This window comes from Pedobacter sp. AW31-3R, assembly GCF_052180285.1.
Lineage (GTDB): Bacteria > Bacteroidota > Bacteroidia > Sphingobacteriales > Sphingobacteriaceae > Pedobacter.
Map to the genome: position 1 here is coordinate 2277253 of NZ_CP197475.1, position 25307 is coordinate 2302559.

21 protein-coding genes are annotated in these 25307 nt (G+C 40.8%); 12 read left to right on the forward strand and 9 right to left on the reverse strand.

The window, feature by feature from the left end; genetic code table 11:
* The first annotated feature begins 63 nt into the window (after positions 1-63).
* Entirely contained in the window at positions 64-843 is a 780-nt protein-coding gene (locus tag ACSBL2_RS09295) for a site-specific integrase (protein ID WP_442591411.1), read from the forward strand.
* A 425-nt stretch (positions 844-1268) separates the two neighbouring features.
* On the opposite strand, the gene ACSBL2_RS09300 is transcribed toward ACSBL2_RS09295, so the two are convergent.
* The 6 genes from ACSBL2_RS09300 to ACSBL2_RS09325 all read right to left on the reverse strand — a co-directional run bounded on the left by ACSBL2_RS09300 (position 1269) and on the right by ACSBL2_RS09325 (position 6581).
* Positions 1269-2468 (reverse strand): serine hydrolase domain-containing protein, encoded by a 1200-nt coding sequence (locus ACSBL2_RS09300; protein ID WP_442591412.1) that lies wholly within the window; start codon positions 2466-2468, stop codon positions 1269-1271.
* Positions 2469-2496: 28 nt separating this feature from the next.
* The gene (locus ACSBL2_RS09305) at positions 2497-3513 is read right to left on the reverse strand and encodes an alpha/beta hydrolase (RefSeq protein WP_442591413.1); all 1017 of its coding nucleotides are present in this window, start codon (positions 3511-3513) and stop codon (positions 2497-2499) included.
* A gap of 69 nt (positions 3514-3582) precedes the next feature.
* Positions 3583-4146 carry a DUF6624 domain-containing protein gene (locus ACSBL2_RS09310; RefSeq protein ID WP_442591414.1) on the reverse strand — a complete coding sequence of 188 codons (564 nt, stop codon included), beginning with the start codon at positions 4144-4146 and terminating at the stop codon, positions 3583-3585.
* A 163-nt stretch (positions 4147-4309) separates the two neighbouring features.
* Positions 4310-4489: a hypothetical protein gene (locus tag ACSBL2_RS09315; RefSeq protein WP_442591415.1), complete on the reverse strand. Its 180-nt coding sequence runs from the start codon at positions 4487-4489 to the stop codon at positions 4310-4312.
* Between the two features lie 260 nt (positions 4490-4749).
* Positions 4750-5577, reverse strand: coding sequence for an SDR family oxidoreductase (locus tag ACSBL2_RS09320; protein ID WP_442591416.1), 828 nt, complete (start codon positions 5575-5577; stop codon positions 4750-4752).
* A 113-nt stretch (positions 5578-5690) separates the two neighbouring features.
* Positions 5691-6581, reverse strand: coding sequence for a helix-turn-helix domain-containing protein (locus ACSBL2_RS09325; protein WP_442591417.1), 891 nt, complete (start codon positions 6579-6581; stop codon positions 5691-5693).
* Positions 6582-6756: 175 nt separating this feature from the next.
* Here ACSBL2_RS09325 and ACSBL2_RS09330 point away from each other — a divergent pair, with 175 nt between their 5' ends.
* The 7 genes from ACSBL2_RS09330 (at position 6757) to ACSBL2_RS09360 (ending at position 14234) form a co-directional block, all read left to right on the forward strand.
* On the forward strand, positions 6757-7779 hold the full coding sequence (locus ACSBL2_RS09330) for an LLM class flavin-dependent oxidoreductase (protein WP_442591418.1): 1023 nt from the start codon (positions 6757-6759) through the stop codon (positions 7777-7779).
* 71 nt (positions 7780-7850) lie between these two features.
* Complete coding sequence (locus tag ACSBL2_RS09335; protein ID WP_442591419.1) at positions 7851-8372, forward strand: DinB family protein; 522 nt, start codon at positions 7851-7853, stop codon at positions 8370-8372.
* A gap of 52 nt (positions 8373-8424) precedes the next feature.
* Positions 8425-8610: a hypothetical protein gene (locus tag ACSBL2_RS09340; RefSeq protein ID WP_442591420.1), complete on the forward strand. Its 186-nt coding sequence runs from the start codon at positions 8425-8427 to the stop codon at positions 8608-8610.
* Positions 8611-8740: 130 nt separating this feature from the next.
* Positions 8741-8875, forward strand: coding sequence for a hypothetical protein (locus ACSBL2_RS09345; RefSeq protein ID WP_442591421.1), 135 nt, complete (start codon positions 8741-8743; stop codon positions 8873-8875).
* Between the two features lie 416 nt (positions 8876-9291).
* Positions 9292-11682, forward strand: a complete 2391-nt coding sequence (locus tag ACSBL2_RS09350) for a TonB-dependent receptor (RefSeq protein ID WP_442591422.1) — start codon at positions 9292-9294, stop codon at positions 11680-11682.
* A 124-nt stretch (positions 11683-11806) separates the two neighbouring features.
* On the forward strand, positions 11807-13066 hold the full coding sequence (locus ACSBL2_RS09355) for a DUF4374 domain-containing protein (RefSeq protein ID WP_442591423.1): 1260 nt from the start codon (positions 11807-11809) through the stop codon (positions 13064-13066).
* Between the two features lie 37 nt (positions 13067-13103).
* A complete protein-coding gene (locus ACSBL2_RS09360; RefSeq protein ID WP_442591424.1) occupies positions 13104-14234 on the forward strand; it encodes a PepSY-associated TM helix domain-containing protein in 1131 nt (376 codons plus the stop codon).
* Positions 14235-14376: 142 nt separating this feature from the next.
* Here ACSBL2_RS09360 and ACSBL2_RS09365 read toward each other — a convergent pair whose 3' ends face one another.
* Both ACSBL2_RS09365 and ACSBL2_RS09370 read right to left on the reverse strand, forming a co-directional pair.
* Positions 14377-15480: a C1 family peptidase gene (locus ACSBL2_RS09365; protein ID WP_442591425.1), complete on the reverse strand. Its 1104-nt coding sequence runs from the start codon at positions 15478-15480 to the stop codon at positions 14377-14379.
* A 146-nt stretch (positions 15481-15626) separates the two neighbouring features.
* Positions 15627-16958, reverse strand: coding sequence for a Gfo/Idh/MocA family protein (locus ACSBL2_RS09370; RefSeq protein ID WP_442591426.1), 1332 nt, complete (start codon positions 16956-16958; stop codon positions 15627-15629).
* Between the two features lie 304 nt (positions 16959-17262).
* Here ACSBL2_RS09370 and ACSBL2_RS09375 point away from each other — a divergent pair, with 304 nt between their 5' ends.
* Complete coding sequence (locus ACSBL2_RS09375) at positions 17263-18795, forward strand: DUF4394 domain-containing protein (protein ID WP_442591427.1); 1533 nt, start codon at positions 17263-17265, stop codon at positions 18793-18795.
* Between the two features lie 167 nt (positions 18796-18962).
* Here ACSBL2_RS09375 and ACSBL2_RS09380 read toward each other — a convergent pair whose 3' ends face one another.
* Positions 18963-19712 carry a hypothetical protein gene (locus ACSBL2_RS09380; protein ID WP_442591428.1) on the reverse strand — a complete coding sequence of 250 codons (750 nt, stop codon included), beginning with the start codon at positions 19710-19712 and terminating at the stop codon, positions 18963-18965.
* Positions 19713-19988: 276 nt separating this feature from the next.
* On the opposite strand from ACSBL2_RS09380, the gene ACSBL2_RS09385 reads away from it, so the two are divergent.
* The 3 genes from ACSBL2_RS09385 to ACSBL2_RS09395 all read left to right on the forward strand — a co-directional run bounded on the left by ACSBL2_RS09385 (position 19989) and on the right by ACSBL2_RS09395 (position 25304).
* Positions 19989-20558 carry an RNA polymerase sigma factor gene (locus ACSBL2_RS09385; RefSeq protein WP_442591429.1) on the forward strand — a complete coding sequence of 190 codons (570 nt, stop codon included), beginning with the start codon at positions 19989-19991 and terminating at the stop codon, positions 20556-20558.
* A gap of 81 nt (positions 20559-20639) precedes the next feature.
* Entirely contained in the window at positions 20640-21662 is a 1023-nt protein-coding gene (locus ACSBL2_RS09390) for a FecR family protein (protein ID WP_442591430.1), read from the forward strand.
* A gap of 57 nt (positions 21663-21719) precedes the next feature.
* Complete coding sequence (locus ACSBL2_RS09395; RefSeq protein ID WP_442591431.1) at positions 21720-25304, forward strand: SusC/RagA family TonB-linked outer membrane protein; 3585 nt, start codon at positions 21720-21722, stop codon at positions 25302-25304.
* Positions 25305-25307: the final 3 nt, after the last annotated feature.

The window sequence follows — 25307 nt, forward strand, 5'->3', positions numbered from 1 at the left end:
GCTCAAAGAGCAAGGATTTGCAAATGCGCAAAAGATAAAACTATCCTTTTTGGGAGTTGGTGTATGGATGATGCCATACTTAAAGTTTTTAAAGACCAGAATGAGGATTTTGAAAGAATGGTTAGCAAAGGCAAATGTTCCCAAAACACTTATAATAAGTATAAGACCGTTTTTAATCATCTTTCGGAATTTATTAGGGAACGATACCACAGGAAGGATTTAGCTTTTCGAGAACTTACATCCTACTTTATCCGCGAATTCGATTTTTTTCTGCGTATAAATAAGGAGTGCACTCATAATACGGTTTGGGTTTATATCACGCCTGTTATTGTATTTGCAGATTTGGCTATAAAAAAAAGACTCATACGCCAAAATCTTTTCGAAGATTATGAAATCAGCATGGAAGAAACTGATCGTAATTATCTTTTAAAAGAGAATGTAGAAAAATTAATGCTTTTAAAATCATCTAAGTCCAAATGTGAGCTTGTAAAAGACCTCTTCATTTTTAGTCGCTTTACCAGACTTTCTTATGTAGATATCCAGAAGCTGAAATGGAGGAATACTCAGTGCTTTTTTGATGGGCACCAATGGATCATTAGTAGAAGGAAAAAATCTGATGTTGCTTCAAATGTGCGCTTATCAGAAATTTCAAAACATATTATTGAAAAGTACAGAGGAATTACTCACAATGAGTATGTCTTTCTGGTCCCTTCCAATGCTACTTGCAATAGCCATGTCAAGAAATTGATAGAGGAAGCCGAAATCATTACAGAACAAAAAGTAACCTTTCATACTGCGAGACACACATTTGCTAACATGTTCCTAACTGAGGGGGGGGCTTGAAAGTCTTAGCAAAATGATAGGGCATAAATATATATCCACCACGCAAATTTATACTAAGACTACAAGTCAAAAGATCAGTAAAGATATGGACATGGTATCCCATAAATTCAAAGCAATGGAAAGCGCTTTTATGGGAGCCGTGTAAGTTTCACAAATAACAAAAGCAGGTTTACCATTCCTGCTTCTGTTGTTGCGATTTTTTAACTTCAGAAAGAATTAATCGTAGACCTTACGAACATATGAAAGATTTCTTGTGACAATTTTCAATTTCAAGACACGTCTAAATTCCAGAGAAGATTGAACCTTTAATTCTTTTAAAGTTCTGATTCAATTTGCTTCTAAACTTAAGGAAGTAGTTTCCCATCATACAAATTACTTCAGGTGATTCAAGAAACTGAATAAGAGTAATATATTTTAGTCTCAAGTTATTGTCCCTGCTTGATTTTCTGTCCATATCGATATAGGGCTTCATAAATTCCAAAAAATACATTTTCATCTTTTTCGTCTAATGAAGTATTGAAAAATACGACAACCCCGATCTCCCTTTCCAGATCAGAAAGCATAAAAGTTCTTACACCTGGGTCGGAGCCGTTGTGTCCAATCCTTGTACCTCCTAATTTTGTTGACCAGAATATTCCGGAATTCATTTTTTTTATATCTAAGCTGTCTGGCTTGTTTTTTTCGGTGTATTGGAATCTCAGCATTTCCTGCGCAAGCTCTTTTTTTAGTAGCCTCTTTCCATTATATTCACCATCATTCAAAAGTGTGATGAAGAATCGGGACAATTCGTCCACAGAAGTTCTTACGCCGCCATCCGGATAAGTAATACCTTCATATAAGGGGATTTGTTCAATTTTGCCTTCCTTTTTTGCATAAAGCTTGGAATGCTTAACCATATCGATTTCCGATAAAAACCAACCCGAATTTTTCATTTTTAAAGAATTGAAAATAAATTGCTTACCGTACGCATTAAGTTTTTTACCAGTTCTCAATTCTACAATATATCCGGTCAAGCCTGTTGCAATATTGGAGTAATCACGAATCTTTCCAGGTTTTGCATTTAGAAAATTATCCTTTGAATAATATTTTCCACCCTTTACATAGTAATTTTTCAAAAAAATACCCAAATCTTCAGCTTTTTGTCCATCATAAATATAAGTACTATCCGTATAAAAAGGATAACGGTCAGTCAATCCGGAGGTGTGCGTTGCCAATCGTCTTAACGTAATTTTTTCATCAGGGAAATTGGGATTCACCACCTTAAATGGTAGATAGTTATTAATATCCTCGTCCAGCGAAACCTTTTCCTCTTCCACAGCTTTCATCATGCAAAATCCGGTGAAGGTCTTGCTGATGGAAGCGATATTCATAACTGTAGAAGGTGTAAAAGCAATTCCTTTTTCTTTATCTGAGTAACCATAACCTTTTTCCCAGACCAGTTTTTTATCAATAATAATTGCTGCGCCGATGCCCACAATACCGGACTGCTTCATCTTATTCTCGATAATGCTGTCAATTAAGGATTTTTTTGAATCTAAGTTATTTATTAAATTTTGAGCTGATAATCTTTGGTAGTGAAAGATTGATATAGAGATAAAAATTAAAATGTAATTTATCTTTTTCATAATTTTTGATTTGAGCTACAATTGGGTATTAATATTGAACGTTAGATTTTTCGCTTGATACTTTACTTACCATTTCATTGATTGCATCTTCAATAATTTTTGGCTGTTCCTGATTGATATAATGTCCGCTATTTGGCACTGTTATTTGCTTGCTATCCGTTGAAAGAAGCAAAAAGTCTTTCTGCATTTTATTCCACGCACTAAGCATTTCATTTTTAAATTTTTTCTCCTTGATGGTACCATCAAAGCGTTTTTCATCTGCTGCGGTCAATACTAGAAGAGGGATATTGCCAAAAGATTTTATTTTTGATGCTTCTTTTTTGATGGAGCTCATCTCCTCCTGTTCTTCCAATACGGCATCGGCACTTTTGAAAAGTAATGCAGGCATTATCGAATTCTGATGTTCGAATGATTTGTCATTGGGAAACATTCCTTTGAACATCATTCTGGCAAGTCCGAAAGTATTGGCAAATTTTAGAAAACCGCTGGGAAGACCCTGATTTACCATTTTGCATAGTTCAGGAGATAAATATCTTTCATCATCAGGGCATTGGCTGTCCACCAATATCACACCTCCAATATCTTCAGGATATTTGTTGACGAAAAACCGGGCAAGCGTTCCACCAAAGGAATGTCCGACAAGAATATAAGGTTTGGGCATGCTTGCTTTTTCCAGCAAAAGATGCAGTTCTTCCGCCATTTTTTCTCCCGATTTTGCGTTTTTTCCACGCTCACTCCACAGAATTCCTGACCTATCATAGGAAAAGGTTGTGTAAGAATTAGGTAATTCTTGCTGAATATTGTACCACTGTAGGTGTCCTGCCGGGTCAAATGCGGTTTCAAAAACAATGGTAGGTCCGCCGTTCCTTTTTTTGTAATAATGCATCCTATGATTTTCAATCACTGCAAAGTTTCCGTCGGGATTAATCTTTTCGGCATCATGTCGGGATTTACTTTCGAAGATAAATCCTCCAATGAGTAAGAATATCACAAAGGTGATTAATGCTAAAGCTATCCGTTTTGCCCATTTGAGAATTCTTCTCATTGTTTTTTTACATTAAGACAATTTGGTTTAAGTTTTTAATATATCAGTATATTTTCTTGAGTATCTTCTTTATTTTTTCCATCCAACTTTTTTTCGCCATATAATATCTTCCGCATTTTGATTTTCAATGAATTCAATACTCTCGATGGGAGGGATACTGTCAATCTTTTCTTGCGTAAGCTCTGGCAGGTGATTTTTTTTTCTTAGCCCATTGATTTCGTTTTTATTGATAACCGGATAAATTGTTCCATCTGAATTAAGCTGAGTTCCAAATTTCTGTGGCGTCCCTTGAAAAAACTGAATCCTGTCAAATAAAAATGCAAGATGCCTCAAATTAACATCAGCCGAATTTTCCAGCATTAGTTTGTAAGAACTTTTCATAAATTCGGGCTCTGCTATCGAATGTTGAACAATCAGCCAAGCAGCATCACTTGCCTTTTCTCCGACTTTTGAGATGGTTGGAAAACCAATTTCCTTAATTATTTCTTTTAGGCGTTGGGCATTTTCTTTATGCACTTTTTCCATTTCAGGATTATATCCGTCAGAAAGTTTGTTTATCGCCAACAACTGTTCCCTTATCAACAAATCATTTTCTGCCAATTGTATCAATTCTTCAGAGAATTTATCCTTCATGCTTTTATAAATTTTCTTATATTTACTAAGTTAGTTGTGCTATAAGACGTATTAATAACAAGGTTTGTTACACAATATAAAGTTGTGATAATAATTTTGACCATTTCTAATGGCAATACCCTCTGAGGTTATCATGATTTTACACGCCGGACATCAAACACAGTTATCTCCTGAATCCATAGATTTTAATATTAGTGATAAGCACTTTTGCACCATTTTCATAGGTACATGGAGTGGTAAAATAAAAGTTTTTGGCAACGGAGGGATTAAAAAAGATTCCTTCCTGTAGTTTTTGCCTGTCCAGATATACGATCATCTGCTGTCCGTCTACAGCTAAAGCCACGTGTAGCGGGCGGTTTAAATAATTAGAAAGGTCAAACGTGGTATTGATGAATTTTTTAGGACTGCTATTGCCAAAATTTATCTGGTCACCATCATAATAATGGAATTCGACATAAGCGCCTGCATTGCTGGTATATTCCTCTGCGCTGTTGACTGTAGCAAAGCCAAAACGACATCGGGGAAATATCCTTTATCTTCTCACCTGTTGCCAATACATCAAATTCGACGGTGAACTGCCTAGGGTATATTATTGCTTTGAGCTTAATCCTTTTTTTCGCTGGCCATAGCCAACTCTTTTTGCGCATCTAATGCTTCCAGACGTGAGACCAAAGCAGCACGCATATCGCGGTAAGCATCACCGCCTAGGGCCAGCCGTAGTGGGGCAGGAGATACCGCCGTGCTATCAATTATAGCTTGTACGGTTTTATCTACATCTCCTTTAATAGGGAACGTGCCTTTGGCAATGGCCCGCCGTACGTCGCCAGCCGGAGTATGTTCATATGCCTCCATGACAGGCGCAGTAGTCATCCCCGAACCAAATGATGTTTCATGAGCTCCTGGCTCCACTATCGTTACACTGATATTAAGCGGAGCCAATTCCTTAGCTATAGTATCACAAAAACCTTCAACAGCCCATTTCGTGGTATGATAATAGCCAAAATTAGGATAAGTAGTTTGTCCACCGGCTGATGAAAGCTGCATAATATGCCCATGGCCCTGCTTTCTGAAATGTGGTAGTGCAGCTCTGATGACTTGTATAGAACCAATAACATTGGTGTTGATCTGGTGCAATATCTGTTCGTCACTTGCTTCTTCAACTGAGCAGAATAGTGCGTAGGCTGCATTATTCACGATTACGTCGATCTGCCCTACCTCTGCAAAAGCCTGATTGACGACTGTTTTGATAGCTGCGGTATCGGTAACATCCAGTACAACAACCCAAAGATGCTCAGGGTACTTCTCTTTCAATTCATTCAGCGCATCGGCTTTACGCAGGGTAGCCACTACGCGATCTCCTTTAGCCAGTAGCTTTTCGGTAAGCACTCTGCCCAATCCGGTTGATGTTCCGGTTATAAACCATGTTTTCATATCGTATCGTATTTTAATTTACGATACAAAATTACCTGGAGCAGCAGACATTGATGAACCTTAGTCAAACGGATGCTGACCATAATCAAACCATCAACGCATTATTCAAAGCATCAACGCATGGAAGATGGAGTTTTTCCAGTAGCGGAACGAAATGCCCTGGAAAAATGGGTAGGTTCTTCATATCCCAAACTATGGCTTATTTGACTTATGCTCCAGTTCGAATGTACCAATAGGGCACGCGCCTCCAGAATCAGCCTTTCGTTGATCAGTTGCGTGGTGGTTTTTCCTGTTACCTCCTTAAGCGCCCGGTTGAGTGAATTGGTATGCACAGCCAGTTGATCAGCAAATTGTTGTGGTGTACGCAGGGTAATCTGTTGATAGGGATAAGCCAATGGAAATTGACCGGCCAGCAAAGTTTTGAATGATGCAGCCAGCCGTGCAGTAGCTGCCTGGCTTTTACTTTCTACCTCGGGTTCCAGCTTTAAAGCACCATGAATACATTCCAGTACGTGTAGAAACAGCAGATCGTATTTATGCACATAGTTTGATGCCTGCTCGTCAAGCATTTTTTCAAAAAGGCCTGCAAAAGATGCGGCTTTTTGCGCATCAAGTTTAAAGACCGTTTGCGCGGAACCATTAAAAACGTCCCAGTCCATGGGACGTATGTGTGTATGTAGCGGCAGGAAATCTTCGGTAAACATACAGGCATAGCCTTTGCAAACGCCATCGTGCACTTCCCAGCGGTAAGGAACTTCGCTATTGGTGAACACCAGGGCCCATTCGTCGCCATGTAGACGATATTCTGTTCCCTGATAAAAATAGGAAGTATGACCAGTGATCAATGAGATCTTGTAAAAATCTTTTCGGCTATATTGAGCAGTGGCTGCAATGCTTTTTGCAGAAAAGTCTTCCAGGCGCACAGCCGCAAAAAATCCGGCTGCAGGATCCTTTTGGGTGGCTATATCCGGAGCAAACACATGAATGGGGTGCATATTGAGCATACCACAAAATTAAACATTAAAATGCCGAATACGATATCATTGGAAATGATCACAAAAGTTTGCCGATATGGAGTGTGCCAATCAATATTTTACAATCCAAGGATACAGTAAGGAAATAGATTCCCGGGTTCTTTCGCTAGCTTAGCTTTACATTCGCTTATAAATCATGTAATCAATGAAGAAAATAGGATTTTTATCATTCGGACACTGGTCTGATCATCCTTCATACCAGACGCGTACTGCGGGCGACACATTGCTGCAATCCATAGACCTCAGCGTTGCTGCGGAGGAAATAGGTTTGGATGGCGCCTATTTTAGGGTGCATCATTTTGCAAGGCAATTGGCTTCGCCATTCCCATTGCTTGCAGCTATTGGGGCAAAAACCAATAAGATAGAGATTGGGACAGGCGTGATCGATATGCGCTATGAAAACCCCTTTTATATGGTAGAAGATGCCAGTGCAGCAGATCTGATTTCCGATGGTCGTTTGCAGCTTGGTATCAGCAGAGGTTCGCCCGAGCAAGTCATCGAAGGCTGGCGTTATTTTGGTTATCAGCCCGAGCAGGGAGAAACGGATGCAGATATGGGCCGGAAAAAAGCCCTGGAGTTTTTAGATCGCTTAAAGGGCACCGGATTTGCCCAGCCCAATCCTAACCCCATGTTTCCGAATCCGCCGGGTCTGTTACGTTTAGAGCCTTATTCGGAAGGACTGCGGGAACGTATTTGGTGGGGAGCCGGCTCTAATGGAACTGCAGTCTGGGCTGCCGAGAATGGCATGAACCTGCAAAGTTCAACGCTTAAATTTGACGAAAGTGGTAAACCTTTTCATATCCAGCAGGCGGAACAGATCAGGTTGTATAAGGAAGCCTGGAAAAAAGCTGGGCACCAGCGGGAAGCCAGGGTTTCCGTAAGCCGTTCGATCTTTGCACTGGTTAATGACCAGGACAGATATTATTTCGGACAGCAGGGAAAAGGGTCGGATAGCTTTGGTTATATTGATGCTGAACAACGCGCGGTCTTCGGGAAGAGCTATGCAGCCGAACCTGATCAGCTCATTAAGGAACTGGCCGGAGATGAAGCTATACAGGAAGCGGATACACTGTTGCTGACTATTCCGAATACCTTGGGCGTGGATTACAATATCCATGTACTATCTGCCATTTTGGAGCATGTTGCTCCGGCACTGGGTTGGAGATGATGAAATCTTACCGGATATACGAAAAAAATAGACACAAATAATGATTATCTTGGATATATATCGATCATGTTATGGCACAAAGTTCAGAAGTTTGGCAAAGGGGACCAATCCCGGAAATTCCCGCTATGTTACAGCCAGTGGCCCATGCTTTGCTGCAGGCAAGGGAAGAAATAGAGGAATACCTGTTTAATTTTCCTGATGAACTCTTATGGGAGCGTCCGGCAGGTATGGCATCTTGTGGTTTTCACCTGCAACACCTCAGCGGGGTGCTGGACCGGGTTTTCACTTATGCCAGGGCAGAAGGCCTAAATCCGGATCAGTTTGCATGGCTGGAGGGAGAAGGTAAAAGTGCTTCCCATGGAACGACGGTAAAGGAGTTACTGGAGCGCTTTTCTAATCAGGTAGAGCTGGCATTGCTGCAGTTAAAGGAAACAGATCCTGCAATTTTACCTGATTACCGGGGAATAGGCCGGGCAGGACTACCCTCTACAGTCATCGGACTTTTGGTGCATGGCGCAGAACATACCATGCGGCATGTAGGGCAACTGATGGTGACCGCAGCTGTGGTAAAATCGCAGGATAAATTGAATTAAAATGCCTTATTTTGCGGCGAAACATTAATTGATAATTCTTAATACCTGTAATATGACGGAAAATGAATTTGTAATCTATTGCCAGAGCCAGTTGTCGGGCCCGTTTAAAGATGAAGATATTGTATTGATGCTGACGGCATGGGGACAAATAAAATATTCATCGGGATACAATCAGGCTTTAATTGATAATGGAATAGAAAATAAAGAAGATACTGCTTCTGCTGAAGGATTGCAGTAAATGAACTGAATTGCCTGGTTCTTTAACCGGGCAATTCTATCCTGAGATTTTAAAACCATCCTCTTTTTGAAGATGAATGAATAGACGTTCTGTCTATTTTCTGCTTCGGCGCCCTCCTCAAGTTTTTCTGATGAACATCCTGTCTGATGTCCTCTTCGGATATCAGTTTCCGGCAGAAATCAGTTTTGAACTTACCTTTCCTGATGAAACCATCATGAATCTACCGCTTGCCAACAGCAATGAACTTAATGAAGCATTCTCTTGAATACAAATGAAGAACAATAAAAGCTAATGAAAAACCGAGCATGCGAGTTCTTGAATACAAATGAAGAACAATAAAAGCTAATGAAAAATAAGCCTGTGATACTTTCATAACCGATAAACAGAGCCTCGGCGAACCCATGAACACAAATAAAATTGAAGGCTTGTGAATAAACTGCCGAAGACAGCTTGTACACCAAAACACCATAAAAAACTCCTGAAAAACAACTAAATCCTGATGGAAATAGGCCTCTAAACACTTAAAATAGCATATTTAAATATTTATTTAAATAAATTCTAAATAGCGTGGGGGTAAAGTTAGGGTTGTGATAATTAGAGTGTAGAAAAGGGTCATACAGTTCGTACCTGTATGACCCAAACCCTAAAAGGGATACTTCCAAATCGAAACATTTAAAAGTAATGCAAATTAAGAAAATCTTGCTAACGGGCATACTATGTGCCATTATTTTTTGTGTACAGGCACAAAAATCAAATACAGGCGGTATCAAAGGAAAACTTTCCGATGAACAATCGCTCTCCATCGCCTCCGCAACCGTCAGGCTTATGCCTCTAAAAAAAGAGGTGGTGACCGATAATCATGGAAACTACATTTTTACTCAGCTACCTGCCGGAAATTACACCATCCATATCAATGCTTTAGGTTTTGAGAAGCAGGAAAGGAAAGTCACTGTTAAAGTAGGACAGGTTCTGGTTCAGAATTTCTCTGTGGTGGTAGATGGCCGGGATATTGAAGAAGTAGCGATTGTTGGGCTTAGTAAAAATAAAAAAATTAGCCAGGAAGCTTATAATGTTTCCGTTATCGATGCTAAAAAATTATACAATACCACGATGGATATTGGACAGGCACTGAATCGTGTGTCTGGTGTAAGGTTAAGGGAGTCCGGTGGAGTGGGATCGAACATGACCTTCTCCTTAAATGGATTCTCAGGCAATCAGGTGAAAATGTTTCTGGATGGTTTGCCAATGGATAATTTTGGATCATCTTTTCAATTGAATAACATTCCTGTAAATTTTGCTGAAAGGGTGGAAGTGTACAGGGGAGTCGTCCCCGTTTGGTTGGGTGGTGACGCTTTAGGAGGCGCTGTAAATATTGTGTCCAAAACGGATCCGGGAAAATATCTCGATGCTTCCTATTCATTTGGTTCTTTCAATACACATAAAACCAATATCAATGCCGGATTTGTAGATAAAAATGGTTTTACTGTGCAGCTGAATGCTTTCCAGAACTATTCCGATAATAATTACTGGGTGAATATGAAAGTTGCCGACCTGGTCAGCGGGATATATAGTCCGGTACAGCGTGTAAGGCGTTTTCACAATACCTACCATAATGAAACAGTAGTCGCGAACGTGGGGGTATCAAATAAAAAATATGCAGATCAGTTATTGCTGAGCCTTACCGTAGGCAATAACCGTTCGGAGGTACAGACCGGAAATATTATGGAAGATGTATATGGCGGCAGGGAAACCAGGGGCAGTATTCTGCAGCCGGGTATCAAGTACCTGAAAAAGGATCTTTTCCTGAAAGGGTTAAATGTGAGTGTAACCGGGCGTTTCAATCTCGGAAAAGAAAGAAGTCTGGATACGGTACCAAGGAGATTTAACTGGCTTGGAGAAAGCGTACCCAGGTATCCCAACAATCCGGAAGCCCAGGGAGGGGAATCATCCCTTACCGATTACCGCTACAAGAATAATAACGGCCTGGCGTCTGCAAATGTGAGTTATGATATTTCAGAGAAACACAGTCTGATGTTAAATCACATGTATTCTACTTTTAACAGAACAGGATTAAACACCTATTTTCCGGATCTGCCAGAGAATAGATTCCCCAAAAAGACCAGTAAAAATATTACCGGACTGGGGTACCGCATCGCCTGGAATGAAAAGTGGAATACCAACTTATTTGTGAAACAGTACAACCAGAAGAATTCTTCTTATACCTATCTCAATGAGGTTTTTAACCTGAATGAGTCTTCCTTAAATAAAACAGGGTATGGTGTCGCTACGACCTACTTTTTGAAAAAGGATTTACAGTTTAAGTTGTCTTATGAAATGGCATACCGGCTACCGGAAGGCAGTGAGCTTTTTGGCGATGGTCTAAATCAAATTGCCAACCCTGATCTGAAACCTGAGAATAGTGATAATATAAATGTCGGATTATCCTACTTCTTCAAGCTTAACCATTCACACCGCTTTAGCGTAGACGCAAATTATGTATACCGAAGTGCAGATGACTATATCCGTGCGGTGTTAGGAAGTTTGCAATCCAATGGTTCACGTACACTCAGGTATGAAAATCAAAGAAGTGTAAGGAACAACAGTGTAGATGCAAACCTCAGATATTATTATAAGAATTTAATCTCTTTAGGAGGAAATATAACTTACCAGAATCTGATCAATACGACTAAAGGTGAGCCTGGTAAGTTGATTCAAAGTACAGTTTATAAAGACAGGTTACCAAATACGCCATACCTTTTCGGAAATGCAGATGCCAATATCAACTTCGCAAATGTACGTTCGAAAGGTGATGTCCTTAGTATTGGTTACAATTTACTGTATGTACATGAATTTTTCCTTGACTGGCCAAGTCTGGCTACTCCGTCTGAGCGGTTTACCATTCCCGGACAGCTTTCCCATGATGTAAACATGGTCTATACCATGGCTTCGGGCAAGTACAACATTGCCCTGGAATGTTTAAATATTACCGATGTGACGAGATATGACAATTTCGCCATGCAAAAGCCCAGCAGGAGCTTCAATGTTAAACTTCGCTATTTCATCAACAGATAGGCCTGCCTGAATAACAAAGGAAGCTCAAATAATGATTTGAGAGATCGGCTAATGAATAACAGTGGTATCAAAAAAATCATCTCAGCACTAAAAATCAAGTAATAACTAATCATATAATAATAAAATGAGAAAATCTAAAAATCTATTGAAAGCGTTTTTGTTGGCCGGATTGTTCAGTGCCAGTCTTTTGTCCTGCAGTAAAAAGGATAATGGTGAGCCTGAAACTTTTGAATCGGGAACCCAGAATTTTGTTTTTGTAGTGACCAGTGAAGCCGCATCAGAAGGTGGGGGAGCAGGAAGTTATGTCGTAGCGACAGATAATGTGACAGAGGGAACATTAAGTGTTGTAGGAAATGGTATTCCTTCCAATGAGTATTCTTTCCTTCCACAGAATAACTACGTTTTTGGAATGGTTTATGGCGATCAGGGACCAATTACCCCGTATGGATTTAATGATGCAGGCGTGTTGAAACGTTTTGATGACAGAACAGTGAATGCCATCCGTCCAGGTATCTACGGAACATATGGCGATAAAAATATCATTATCGGATCAACCAACAGGAATATTACCAGTCCTATAGCAACGCTGATGAACTACAATACAGAGACATTTTCTATTCAGGCACAGAATACTGTAAATCTGTCGACAGAAGTAGCCGGTAGTGGAAGAATGGCAATCTGGACAGGTTTATTCCAGGTTGGAGACAAAATTTATGTGCCTTATCAGATTGCGGATGGAACTTCTACCTGGGGTGGAAATATTCTGGAAGTCAACAAGTCGACTATCGCTATTTTCAGCTATCCTGACCTGAAACTGGTTAAAACAATTAGTGATGACCGTGGAAGTTTTATCGGAAACTGGGGTAGTCAGCAAGGGGTTGGTGTAACACCTAATGGGGATGCCTATACCTGGTTTACATCCGGAACTACAGAAGCTGGACTTGTTCCTAGAAATCCTTCAGGAATATTGAGGATAAAAAGTGGTACGGATGCTTTTGATTCCAGCTATTTCTTTGATGTAGAGGCTTTGGGTAAAGGAAAAATTGCCCGTGGAAATCATATCATTGACAATAAGTTCTTAATGACCATGTACACTACTTCAGAAACAGGTGGTACTGCCGGTGGAAAAGTGAACCTGGCCATCGTAGATGCGGAAGCCAAAACATTAAAAGAAGTGACGGGTATCCCTGCCCATGACCAGTCGTCTTACAACAATAAAGTTTATGTAGAGAAAGATGGTAAGACCGCATATTACCTGCTTCAGGATGATGCAGGTGAATATTATGTGTATGTGATAGACTTACAGAATTCAACTGCAAAACGTGGATTGCACCTGGTGGGTATTACAGATGTAAGTGCATTCACTAAACTGAATGTTAACTAAATACTGATACTGAGCAATTGTGGCAAGAGAAAATCCAATGAATATAAAAAGTATGCTGAGCAAAGTGAATGCCTGGCTTCACCTCTGGCTCGGGATAGCCTCAGGAATTATTGTCTTCGTGATCAGTATAACCGGATGTATCCTGGTTTTTGAACACGAGATCAAAAGTCTGTTAAATGCAAAACTGAATGTAGAGCCGCAGGAAGAAAGCAAGCTATTACCACCTTCTGTGCTGTATAAGTCGGTCGCGGAGGCTGTTCCTGGGAAAGAAATTCATTCATTTTGGTACCATGGATTAGGCAAATCAGTTGCTGTTTCTATGGACTCTGATTCTACAGTGTATGTCAACCCCTATACGGCAGAAATTGTTGCCTACATGGGTCATGAGGATATTTTTCATGAAGTAAATGACCTCCACAGAAACCTGATGCTCGGAAGAGATATTGGTAAGCCCATTATAGGATGGGCTACCTTTATCTTCTTCTTTCTGCTGATCAGCGGAATGATACTCTGGTGGCCGAAGAAATGGAATAAAACGAACCGGGACAAGAGTTTTAAGATTAAATGGAGTGCTAAGTTTAAGCGTATCAATTACGATTTGCATAATGTCCTGGGTTTTTATACCCTGTTGATTGCATTGTTAATGACCATTACCGGATTGGTGATGAGCTTTTCCTGGTTTTCCAGGAGCCTCTATTGGGTTACAGGCGGGGAAGGTGCTCCGAGAAGAAGGCCTCCGAAAGAAGTCATGGCCCCATCGGTAAATGCTGCGCTGGTAGATGCAGATAAAATCTGGTATAAAGTACGCAAAGAGATTGCCTTGTATAACAAAAATGAGGTGATTGTACATTTAGCGGAAAAACCAGACGAACTGATTTATGCCTGTACGGATATGCATGCAGGATATTGGAGGGACCTGTATTTTGAACCGGCTACCCTGGAATTATCCAAAAGGAGTGGTAAACGTTTGGGCGATTTGAAATTTCCGGACCAAGTACGGAAGCTCAACTATTCCCTGCATGTAGGGGCTTATGGGGGACTTGCCACGAAAATTATTTATTTCATTTGTAGTCTTGTCTGTGCCAGTCTACCGATCACAGGTTTTTATATCTGGTGGGGGAAAAAGAAAAAGAAGAAAAGTCCGAAGAAAGTGCTGGCTGTTTCATAAATTTTCCCTTCTTACTTGAAAAACTCCATCAGGTTTCTCTTCAAATGTGTGTTGATATAAATAGTAAACCCCAAAAGTTTTTGTCTAACTTCTGGGGTTTACTTTATTAGGATGCAGTCTTTTTGATCTCAGAGAGAAATGGCTATAAGGCCAGTTTTTTCCTTAGTTCTTTGGATAAGGCGGCTTTTGGAACAACCAAACTTACCGTATTGATCGCAAAATAAGGTTCAGATACCTCAATGTATCCCTGGAAAGGCCCCACGGCTCCCCATGAGTTTTTTACTTTAAAAAATAATTTGCCATCGGCAGACTGGTCTAATCCTGTCAGGTGCATCAAATGGTCATCCTGTGTGGTCAGGTTTTCATACAATTGCTGGCGTAATTCTGCTGAATAGGCTGTTTCTTTTGCCTCAGGATTTAATGGCGCCTGTTTACCGTCCTCTGTATTTGCGAACAACATCGCATAACCTTTTGCCTGCTGGAAATTTCTGTTGCTTACATCTGCATCCCACATAATGGTATATCCGCCTTTTAATGCGTCTTTGGTAAGACTCACCATTTCATTCAGCGGGAGATTATAAAAAGATCCATTGGAGAAGTTATCCGGTGCTTCTAAAATGAATGGACTATAATAAGGATGATGGGTAAATGAGGTAATGTTGACATAATCAGCAGCATTAAACTTTAACACCTCTTTTGCAAAAGTTTGGGGTGTATAGTTTTTTCCTTTAAAATCAAAGGTAGCTGGCGGAACACCTATTTTCTGATCAAGGATTGCTTCATAACCTTTCAGCCAGTCTGACGCCAAAGGACGTTTTTTCAATACTTCGTCCAGGTAAGTTTTCAAGGTTTCATCCAATCCGCTGTGGTCAGGGATTTCACCGGTTACCCCCTGAAAAGCTTCCTGAGGCATTGCGCCATAAATGGAAATGGCACGGATCAGGTCATGGCCAAGACCACCTTCACTGAATTGTGCTTTTCCCTGACGAAGGATATAATTTTTAGCTTTTTCAATATAGGTATTGCGGGCCGTAAACATTTCAGAAAGATTAAACTCCCCTAATCCTTTACGAAGTCCTTCAGCTTCCAGTAGGGAAGTGGTCGAATAATCCCAGCAGGTGCCGGATTTCCCCTGGTTTTTTACTGAGGTTACCGCATTGGTTTTGATGTTTTTTAAAGGTAATTCCTGGGCTTGTAACGACAGGGTAAATCCAATACCACAGGCAATCAGAACGATTTTCTTCATTTATCAAATAGTTTTTTATGAACGACTAAAAATACTCAAAATTTATAAATACGAATATCATATAATAATTTAGACAGGTAATAAATCAATCTTTTCCAGTTGAATGGTAACTAACAATAGTTCAGCCCGTTTTACTGATGCTCAGATCAGACCTTAGGAAGGCTATAGCCATTATGGTAGGGTGCAAGAAGATATTTATCATTAATCTGCTGGTCGGTAAATTGATGTTTCCCCTCATCCCAGGTAAGTTTCTCTCCGCTTCTGAAAGCAATGTTCCCCATTTGGGATACGGTAGCCACGTGTGCACCTGCCTGAATTGAACAATTCAGCTCTTCCTTTTTTCGCGACCTTAAACAACTAAAGAAATTGACCATATGGTTGTCAAGCCCCCTGTCTGATGCTTTGACAAGTGGTTTGCTTACTTTATTTCCACTTTGCTTTTCTTCAATCACTTCCCATCCGCCGCGGTTTAAGATCAGGGTGCCGTTATTTCCTATATAGGCTATTCCATGGTCCCTGTTGTAAGATCCATTGTCAATGCCCATGGCTGAATCCCATACCATGTTAAAGTTATCGAACTCATACAGCGTGGTTAATGTATCAGGGGTTTCTTCATATAAATCAGGATAGGCAAACCGGCCTCCAAGCGCTGATATGGTTTTTGGTACCGGAGAATTCATTCCCAGCAAGCCGTAGTCCAGTAAATGTACGCCCCAGTCGGTCATCAATCCACCGGCATAGTCCCAAAACCAGCGGAAGTTAAAATGGTACCTGCTGGAATTAAACGCACGTTTTTTAGCGGGTCCAAGCCATAGCTCATAGTCGGCACCAACAGGAGGGAGGGAATCCGGGACTATGGGGCCAGGTTTCATCCAGCCCTGGTAACACCAGACTTTGACAGTCCTGATATTTCCCAGCTGCCCGCTTTTTACGAAATCTACCGCATCTTTAAAATGCTGCTGACTCCGCTGCCATTGCCCGGCCTGCACTACTTTATTGTATTTTTCCTGGGCAGCTACCATGGTACGGCATTCAATGATGGAATTTCCTACAGGTTTTTCGATGTATACATCTTTGCCGGCTTCACAGGCATGTACCATCATGAGTGCATGCCAGTGATCCGGAGTACCTATGATCACTGCATCAATATCTTTTCTATCCAGTAAGGAACGGTAATCCTTATAGGCTTTTACTTTTTTACTGTCAATATTCATCGATTTCAGTTCAGCCATACGCTGATCGAGTACATTTTTATCTGAGTCGCATAAAGCAACAAGATTTACACCCGGGACTTTTAACGCAGCCTGCAGGTCTGACCATCCCATTCCCTTGATCCCTATCACTCCGATATTGATCTGATCATTTGCACCAACAGTGCGTTGGTAAAAAGCATAAAGTGGGTTATCAAGTGCAGAAAGGAGTACAGTACTTCCCAGCGCACCCGCAGTGTTGCGGATAAAGTTTCTTCGGTTTAACATTTGGTTATCTTTTAGCGGTTGAAATTCTATCTAAAATACAAATTATAATCGACTAATCTTTTTGTCATCACAATGATACCTTACGATTTTTTCAGGTAAATCTTCTGGAATTTTCCTGTCAGGGTTTACCCTGTACTGTAGTTTATCCTGTAAAAAATATCATGAAATTAGAATGAGATTAGAGAAAAGAACTATTGTTAACAATATGTTTAATTACTGAAACTTATTTGGGTTCCGCTACGTAGCTAAGGCTATACATCACATCGAAAGACCACCAACAAGTGGTCGTAAACAAAAACCTATTATGAAAATATTTAATTTATCCCTATCTCAGATCAGCATGTACTGTGCGTGTGTTGTGCTCCTTACCTTCTCTTCCTGCAAAAAGGACGATCAGAACGATAACAATGAAAAGGGGACCACAGGACCTGATTTATCTTTTTATGCCTTAACAGATAACAATGTATTGCTTCAACTGAATGCCAGCAATGTATCTTCAATTACTAAACAAAGTACGATTACAGGTCTGCAGACCGGAGAAAAAATTCTTGGGATTGATTTCAGACCAGCTACGGGGACACTTTACGGGGTAGGGAGCAGCAGCCGGATCTATGTGATCAATACCGGAACCGGAGCAGCAAGGGCAATAGGTGCTGCGGCGTTTACTCCGGCAATCAACGGTGGGGCTATCGGGCTTGATTTCAATCCGACGGTAGACAGGATCCGTTTGGTGACTTCCGCTGGGCAGAACCTTCGCCTGCATCCTGAAACCGGTGCTGTAGCAGCAACTGATGGCGCATTGAATGGTGTCACCAATCCAAATGTTACTGCCGCCGCCTATACCATGAACCGTGCCGGTGCTGCAACAACGGTGTTATTTGTCATCGATGTGGCTACAGATAAACTGTATAAACAAGACCCGCCGAATGACGGAAAACTGGTAGAGATAGGAAATATTGGCTTTGACGTGGAACAGGCGGGAGATTTTGATATCAGTCCTGATGGGGAAAATGCTTTGGCCGCATTAAAGGTAGGTGGTAAAACTCATCTGTATCAGATAGATCTTGGGACCGGTAAGGCGACAAAGATCGCAAATGAATTTACAAACACCATTATCAGTATTGCCATTCCTACAGAACCAGTGGCTTATGCTGTCAATAGCGCCAATGAACTGGTTATTTTTAATCCCTTGAATCCAGTTCCCGTAACTAAAGCAATTACTGGTTTGGTTACAGGTGAAAATATCCTTGGAATGGATTTTCGTCCGTTAAACGGTCAGTTGTATGCCCTGGGAAGCAGCAGCAGGTTGTATACAATCAATGCGTCATCAGGGGTGGCAGCAGTTGTCGGTTCAGTACCATTGGCCACCTTACTTGGAGGAACGGAGTTCGGGTTTGATTTTAATCCTACCGTAGACCGTATCCGTTTGGTGAGCAATACAGGTCAGAACCTGAGGTTGAATCCTGACAATGGAACCATCGCAGCAATTGATGGAAACTTAAGTCCTGCTGCAGCAGTAATAACCGGGGCAGCCTACACCAATAATTTCGCGGGTGCAACCACTACGGTATTGTATGATATCGATTCGCAAAACGGGCTTTTGTATAAACAGGATCCACCAAATGATGGTGATCTTGTCGCTGTTGGCCCACTGGGTGTGACAGGTGCTGCCGGGAATGGTTTTGATATTGGAAGTACCAGTGGTACGGCTTATGCTTTACTGACCGTGAATGGCGTAACTAAAATATATACCGTAAACCTGACTACAGGTGCTGCTACGGCAGGAGCAACACTCTCTGGATCTGTAAAGGCATTTACACTGGGTTTAGGATTCTAGATCCCGCTTAGATTATCTTACCTGAATGCAAAAGGCCTGCGCATAGTGCAGGCCTTTTGCATTCAGGTAAGATATGATATTTTTCACCAGATCATTTCTTTTCTGCCATACGCTAAAGTTAGGCTGTGCTGAAACAACAGCTTATCGCGGTGATAAACAGCGGAGGTTTAGAATTTAATGGAAAGCACTTCCGCCATAAGTTTATTATTGTCATAGTATTCGAATACCCAGCTTTCATTTTTTTTGAAAACTATTCCATGATAATTTCCTTTGGCTGCGATGAAATAATTCTCCACCGAGGTCTTTGATAGTGTTAAAATTATTTTTGGTGTAGCATCTACCAGCTGGAATCCTATGGCTGTAGGCTGAGCATATAGTGTGGCTGCAGCTGGTGCAGCAGATTCAGCAACGGCAGCTTTTATGGCCGGCTGGATGGTAGCTACAGGTACCGTTTGGGGAACAGCCTGTGGTTCTGCAGCAATTACAGCTCCATTGTAAGCATATTGAAATTCATTTAATGACGTAAAGGCAGCTTTCAGGGAAAAGTTATAGGCAAGTCTGTATTCCTTCTCACGGCTTTTGCCTTCTTTTCCTTTGAAGAGGACATTGCCTTTACAATCTTTTAAAACCAGGGTCAGATTGGTACTGAACATGCTGTTTTTTTCGAGCACTTCAAGAACCAGTGCACTGCATCTGTTATTGGCAATTTCAGAAGGCAGCTCGGAATTGTCAAAATAAACGGTAAAACCCTTCTCTTCCAGGTTGGTTTTTGCCTGCGAATTTAATCCGTACTGATCTGCTTCTTTGAGAAAGTTGAATCTTTCAGGTACCAGTACATATTTATAATTGTTAAGGGTGTTCTGGGCATAACCAGAGAAGGAGATGAATAAAAGAACCAGTAAAAAGTATTTTTTCATATTTGACATTGATTGATATTTTCAATTGTTAAAAAGTGATTATTCCTGTATCTGATCAGGATTAGCCGAAGGCTAAGTTAATAAATTAGGGACACAAATATATTTTTTGTATTTTTCAGTCATCTGGTCTTTTTGCGGACAAATATAAATACACATAAAGCACGTATATATAAATAATCACGATCCATTATATTAAGATTATAGATGCTTTCCTATATTTGAACATATGATTAGCACAAATTGACCCGGAATATTTCTGACAGCGAACTTTGGGCCATGTTATTAAGCGGTGAAAGTTCTGCATTCGAACTGATTTATAAACATAATTTTCACAGTCTTTTCCAATATGGCATGCGTATCCTTGATGATGAGGATGCTGTTGGGGATTGTGTACATAACCTTTTCGTCAAGATCTGGGAAAACCGTAAAAACCTCAGTCCGGTTGTCAATACGCGGTTTTACCTGATGTCTTCCCTCCGGAATATCATTTTCAATTACAATACACAGCAGAACAGGTTTGCGAAAAGGGAAATAGATGATACCAATTATTTTGATCTCAAGTTCACGCTGGAATCTGACATGATCCGTAAAGAGGAAGTGAATGAGAAAGCAGTCCAGCTTGCTGCGGCAATGAATAAGCTTACCCCAAGACAGAAAGAAATTATCTATCTCAAATATTTTGAAGAGCTCAGTTATAACGAAATTGCGGAATTGATGGACCTGAATGTGAACGGAGCCTATAAATTGGCTGCCCGTGCATTGGAAGCACTCCGGGAATTACTTAAAATTGACAAAACGCTACTTCTTGCATTACTTGCCGAAGCCAAATACCAATCTTTTTTTTAAAATAATTCAATTTTCATGGGTTGATTTTAAAAATACAACTGTCTATAGTGTAAAGAGGTAATAATTTATACCATTTATTATATGCAAAAGGCAGAATATACAGGATTTAATGTGACTGACTTCTTAGATAACGCAGACTTTGTCCGTTTTATCAAGTTTCAGCAGGCTGATGATGTTCTTTTCTGGAACACATGGCAATCATCGCATCCTGATAATTTGGAATCATTTAAACAAGCCTCTTTTCAACTGAGGTTGATCCTGAGTCCCGGCCATTATCAGGTGCGGGCAGGACTGCAGGATGATATCTTTACATCGATACAAAACACGATACAGCAAAACCGTGTCCATCTTAAAGTTCAGCGCCGGAAATACTACTGGATGTCTGGACTCGCAGCTTCTCTTCTTGCGGGTATGTATGGCCTGTGGTTTTTCAATTCAACCGTTACCCTCAAAGCGGCTTATGGGACAAATGTAAACTATACGCTGCCGGATGGAACAGCAGTTAAGCTGAATGCAAATTCGGTACTGACTTATCCGCGGAGTATAAACTGGAACAAAGTGCGGCAGGTCACCCTCAACGGGGAGGCTTATTTCAAAGTGAATCACCTCAATAAAAACAACCGGTTTATCCGGAATGGCGATCGGTTCGTGATCACCACCAGCCATCTGCTGGTGGAAGTACTCGGTACAGAATTCAATTTAAAAGACCGTCGTAACCGTGCAGAAATTATGCTGGTGAAAGGTCAGGTGAACGTGAAATCTGTGGAGACCGGAGAAGCGTATATTATGAAACCCGGTAATGCTGTACAGTGGCATCGCAACAAGCTTCAGCTAAAACAGCAAGTCGATTCCCTGGAAAAAACTGCCTGGCTGCAAGGAAAGCTGCAAGTGAACCAGACTTCGGCGAGAGACATCATCAATGAATTCGAAGACCTGTACGGCTATCATGTGGTACTGACAGATACCGCAAAAGCAAACAAAAAAATCGATGGAGTCATCTCTATTAAAAGTGAAGATTCGATGCTGTTCGTAATTAGCCATATCCTGGAAGTAAACATTAAAAAAGAAGGAAAAACAATCTACCTGACCAACAACGGGAACTGATCAATCCCGCACCAATACAATTAACAACAATTTATCAAACCACCTAAACCAACAATTATGAAATCAACTTTTACCAGACTATGCTGTCTGGGCTTGTTGTTTACCTTACTATTGCCATTCTCTGCGGCAAATGCTCAAGGATCAAGAATAAGCCTTGCCCAGGCCCTGCAACTCATCTCGAAAAAATTCAAGACTGAATTTGCTTATGAGCACAGCATTATCGAAGGGAAATTTACCAGTAGCAACAATCTCAAAAGTAAGGAGATAGACGAGGTACTGAAATCCGTTTTATATCCCAATAACCTGTTGTTCCTTTACCTAAGCAAAGGTAACTATACGATAGTAGAAGGGAATGAGAAATCAGCTGCTCCGGCAAGCTCAGTTATAGCTAATAAAGCCAATACAAATAATAGTGATGAGATCTTTGTATCAGGACAGGTTGTCGACGATAGTGGCAAGCCTTTTCCTGGTGTTACCTTAAAATCTGATGGATCAAACAGATCTTTAACTACAGACGGGCAGGGTAATTTCTCCCTTTTTGTACCTGTTGAAGCAAAGTACGTTAGCTTCTCTTATCTTGGTTACGAGCGCAAAGAAATTCCGTTGACTGGCCAGTCACACAGGTATACGGTGACTTTAAATCCGTCTTCGGGTACTAATCTTCAGGAAGTAATGGTCGTTTCTACTGGTTATCAAAATATCAGTCCTGAACGTGTAACGGGTTCTGCACCTGTAATCACTGCGAAGCAAATTGAGCAGGTAAAGACGGCTAATATTATTCAGCGTCTGGAGTCGATGATCCCAGGAGTGAAGATCAATATCACATCGGGCGACAATAGTTTTGCTTATGGTAACACGCAACCAGCAATTAATAGCGGTACCAGAACGATAGGTGCTACAGATTACGGTATGACCATCCGCGGGACAAGCTCCCTTAGAGGTAATGCATTTCCACTCGTGGTAGTAGACGGTGCAATTACCGAATTTGACCTCTCTACCCTTAATCCAAATGACATAGAAACCATCACTTTCTTAAAAGATGCAGCAGCGGCGTCAATTTGGGGTGTACGTGCTGCTAATGGTGTAATTGTAATTAAAACTAAAGGTGGCAAGAATAACCAGGCACCTCAAATCAGCTTCTCTACCACAGCATCAGTTAGTAATGCGCCAAACCTCAGCTATCTTAAAATCATGTCTTCTTCAGAGCAGATTGCTTATGAGCAGGAACTAGTACGCAAATCTTTAATAGTAAGACCTAATGTAAATGCATTTCTTGGGGCTCCCGTGGCGGATGTAACCGACCTTACTTTTCAGTTGGCTGATGGCAGGATTTCCCAGTCCGATTATGACGCACAGATCAATCTGTTCAGCAGCAGGGATAGTCGCGCTCAAATACAAAAGTATCTTCTCCAGCCTGCTAATAATCAGCAATACAATCTTTCAGTAGCCGGTGGTAGCACATCTAACACTTATTTTTATTCTGCATCTTATAGTAAGGAAAGACCAAATGCGGTAGGCAATAATGCAAAGCGATTGACGCTGACTTTGAACAATACTTTCAAATTGTTTAAAACTGCCACATTGAGCACCAATGTGAAGGGATCGTTTTTCAACTATGTGAACAACGGAATTGGCCTGAGTAGTTTATTTCGTCCGTCGGCTACTACTTTCATGCCTTACAATCAATTGGTGGATGATCAGGGAAACAGAACTAGCTTTTCTTCCAGTTATTATTCTGGATGGACACGCAATCTAGAGGCTAGTGGATTCCTGAACTGGAACACCAGTTATCTTGACGAACAGGATAATGCTGATAACACACAAAATGTTAACAATTACTCATTTACTGCCAACCTGAATGTACCTATTGTAAAAGGTCTGTCTGCGAATGCTTTTTATAGCAATGAGCGTACTTTCGGCAAGCAAAAAAATTATTATAATGAGAGTACCATTTATTACCGTAATCTTGTAAATAGTTTTACTCCAGTTCCTGTATCGGGCAAAGCAGTAAATTCCATAGGTCTTAGTCAGGGTGGAGGAATTTTGCAACAGGTAAGTTCAACCAATAACAACTATACTGTACGCGGTCAGTTGAATTACGACAACACTTTTGCAGAGAAACATCAATTGAATATTATTGCCGGATCTGAGATCAGGCAAACCATAGAAGGACAGGGTAGTAATACGCTATATGGTTACAATACTGGTACTGGTTTTTCAAAACCTGTTAACTATAGTTCAGGTTATCAAACTATACAGGGCTACTCTGGCGCAGTAGGGGGCGCACCTAATCAGCAGGACAAAACAAGACGTTTTCTTTCTTATTTTAGTAATGCAGGATATACTTTTGATAATAAATACACCCTTTCTGCAAGTGTGCGTTATGATGATTACAACAATTTTGGGGTAGATAGAAAGTTCCGGGCTACGCCTTTATGGTCTACCGGACTAAGGTGGAATCTGGCAAAAGAGAATTTTATCAAATCGCAGCAATGGATCAGCAGCCTGGCAATAAGGGCTTCTTATGGCGTAAACGGAAATATTGCGAATTCATTATACCCTTTTACCTCTATTGGGCTGGGTGATTTAAACTATGAAACTGGCTTGCCGTATGCATTTATCACTTCACCTGCAAATCCTGAACTGCGCTGGGAAAAAACATATGTAACCAATATTGGCCTCGATTTGGGACTTTTCAATGGAAGAATGAGTGCTACCGCAGATTACTATCGTAAAAATGGTAAAGATCTTTTTTACGAGTTTCCAATCAACCAAACTTATGGTGTATCTACTTTAACCAGGAACTCAACCACCTTACTAGGTAAAGGTTTTGATTTGGGTTTGAGAGGCATTTTGTACACTACAAAAGACTGGGAGGTGAATACAGGCATCAACTTCTCTTACAATACCAATAAAATTACCGATGCCAGATTTGTGCAGAACTCTTCCCTTTTTGGTAATCCGGCTTATGCTGCGCAAATGGCAGGTTATCCGATGGATAAATTACTGGTCTATAAAAATGCTGGCCTTGATGCAAGAGGCTTAACCCAGATTTTTGACCAGAATGGCAACAAAGTGGCTGCAGAAGGCAATATCAGTTCACTTGATGCACTTACTTTTGCTGGTCGTTCAAGCGCGCCTTATTTCGGAAGTGTGAATACCAATTTCAGGTATAAGCGTTTCACGCTATTGGCTATAGCCACCTATCAATTTGGCAGTGTATTTCTGCGTCCTACAATCACTACTTTCGCAGGAGGAAGGCGTGGATTGTTCTATGACTTAAATGCTGATATCGCTAAGAGATGGCAAAAACCGGGTGATGAAGCATTTACTACAGTGCCGGGTGCCGCTGGAAATGCCGCAGCTACCAGTTTATTACGTTATCAGCAGTCGGACATTAATGTACTAAAGGGCGACTATATCCGCTTAAGGGAGTTGTCTCTTACTTATGCTATTCCGTTGGAGCGTTTCACTAATATCGCAAAAACTGCTGATTTTGGTTTCTCCGTACGCAATCTGGGTTTACTATGGAGAGCGAATAAAGAGGGAATAGATCCTGATTTTACATCCGGTCTAAGCAGCAATACACTAGGACTTCCTGCGGCCGTATCTTATAATTTCTCTTTAAATGTTAATTTCTAATCC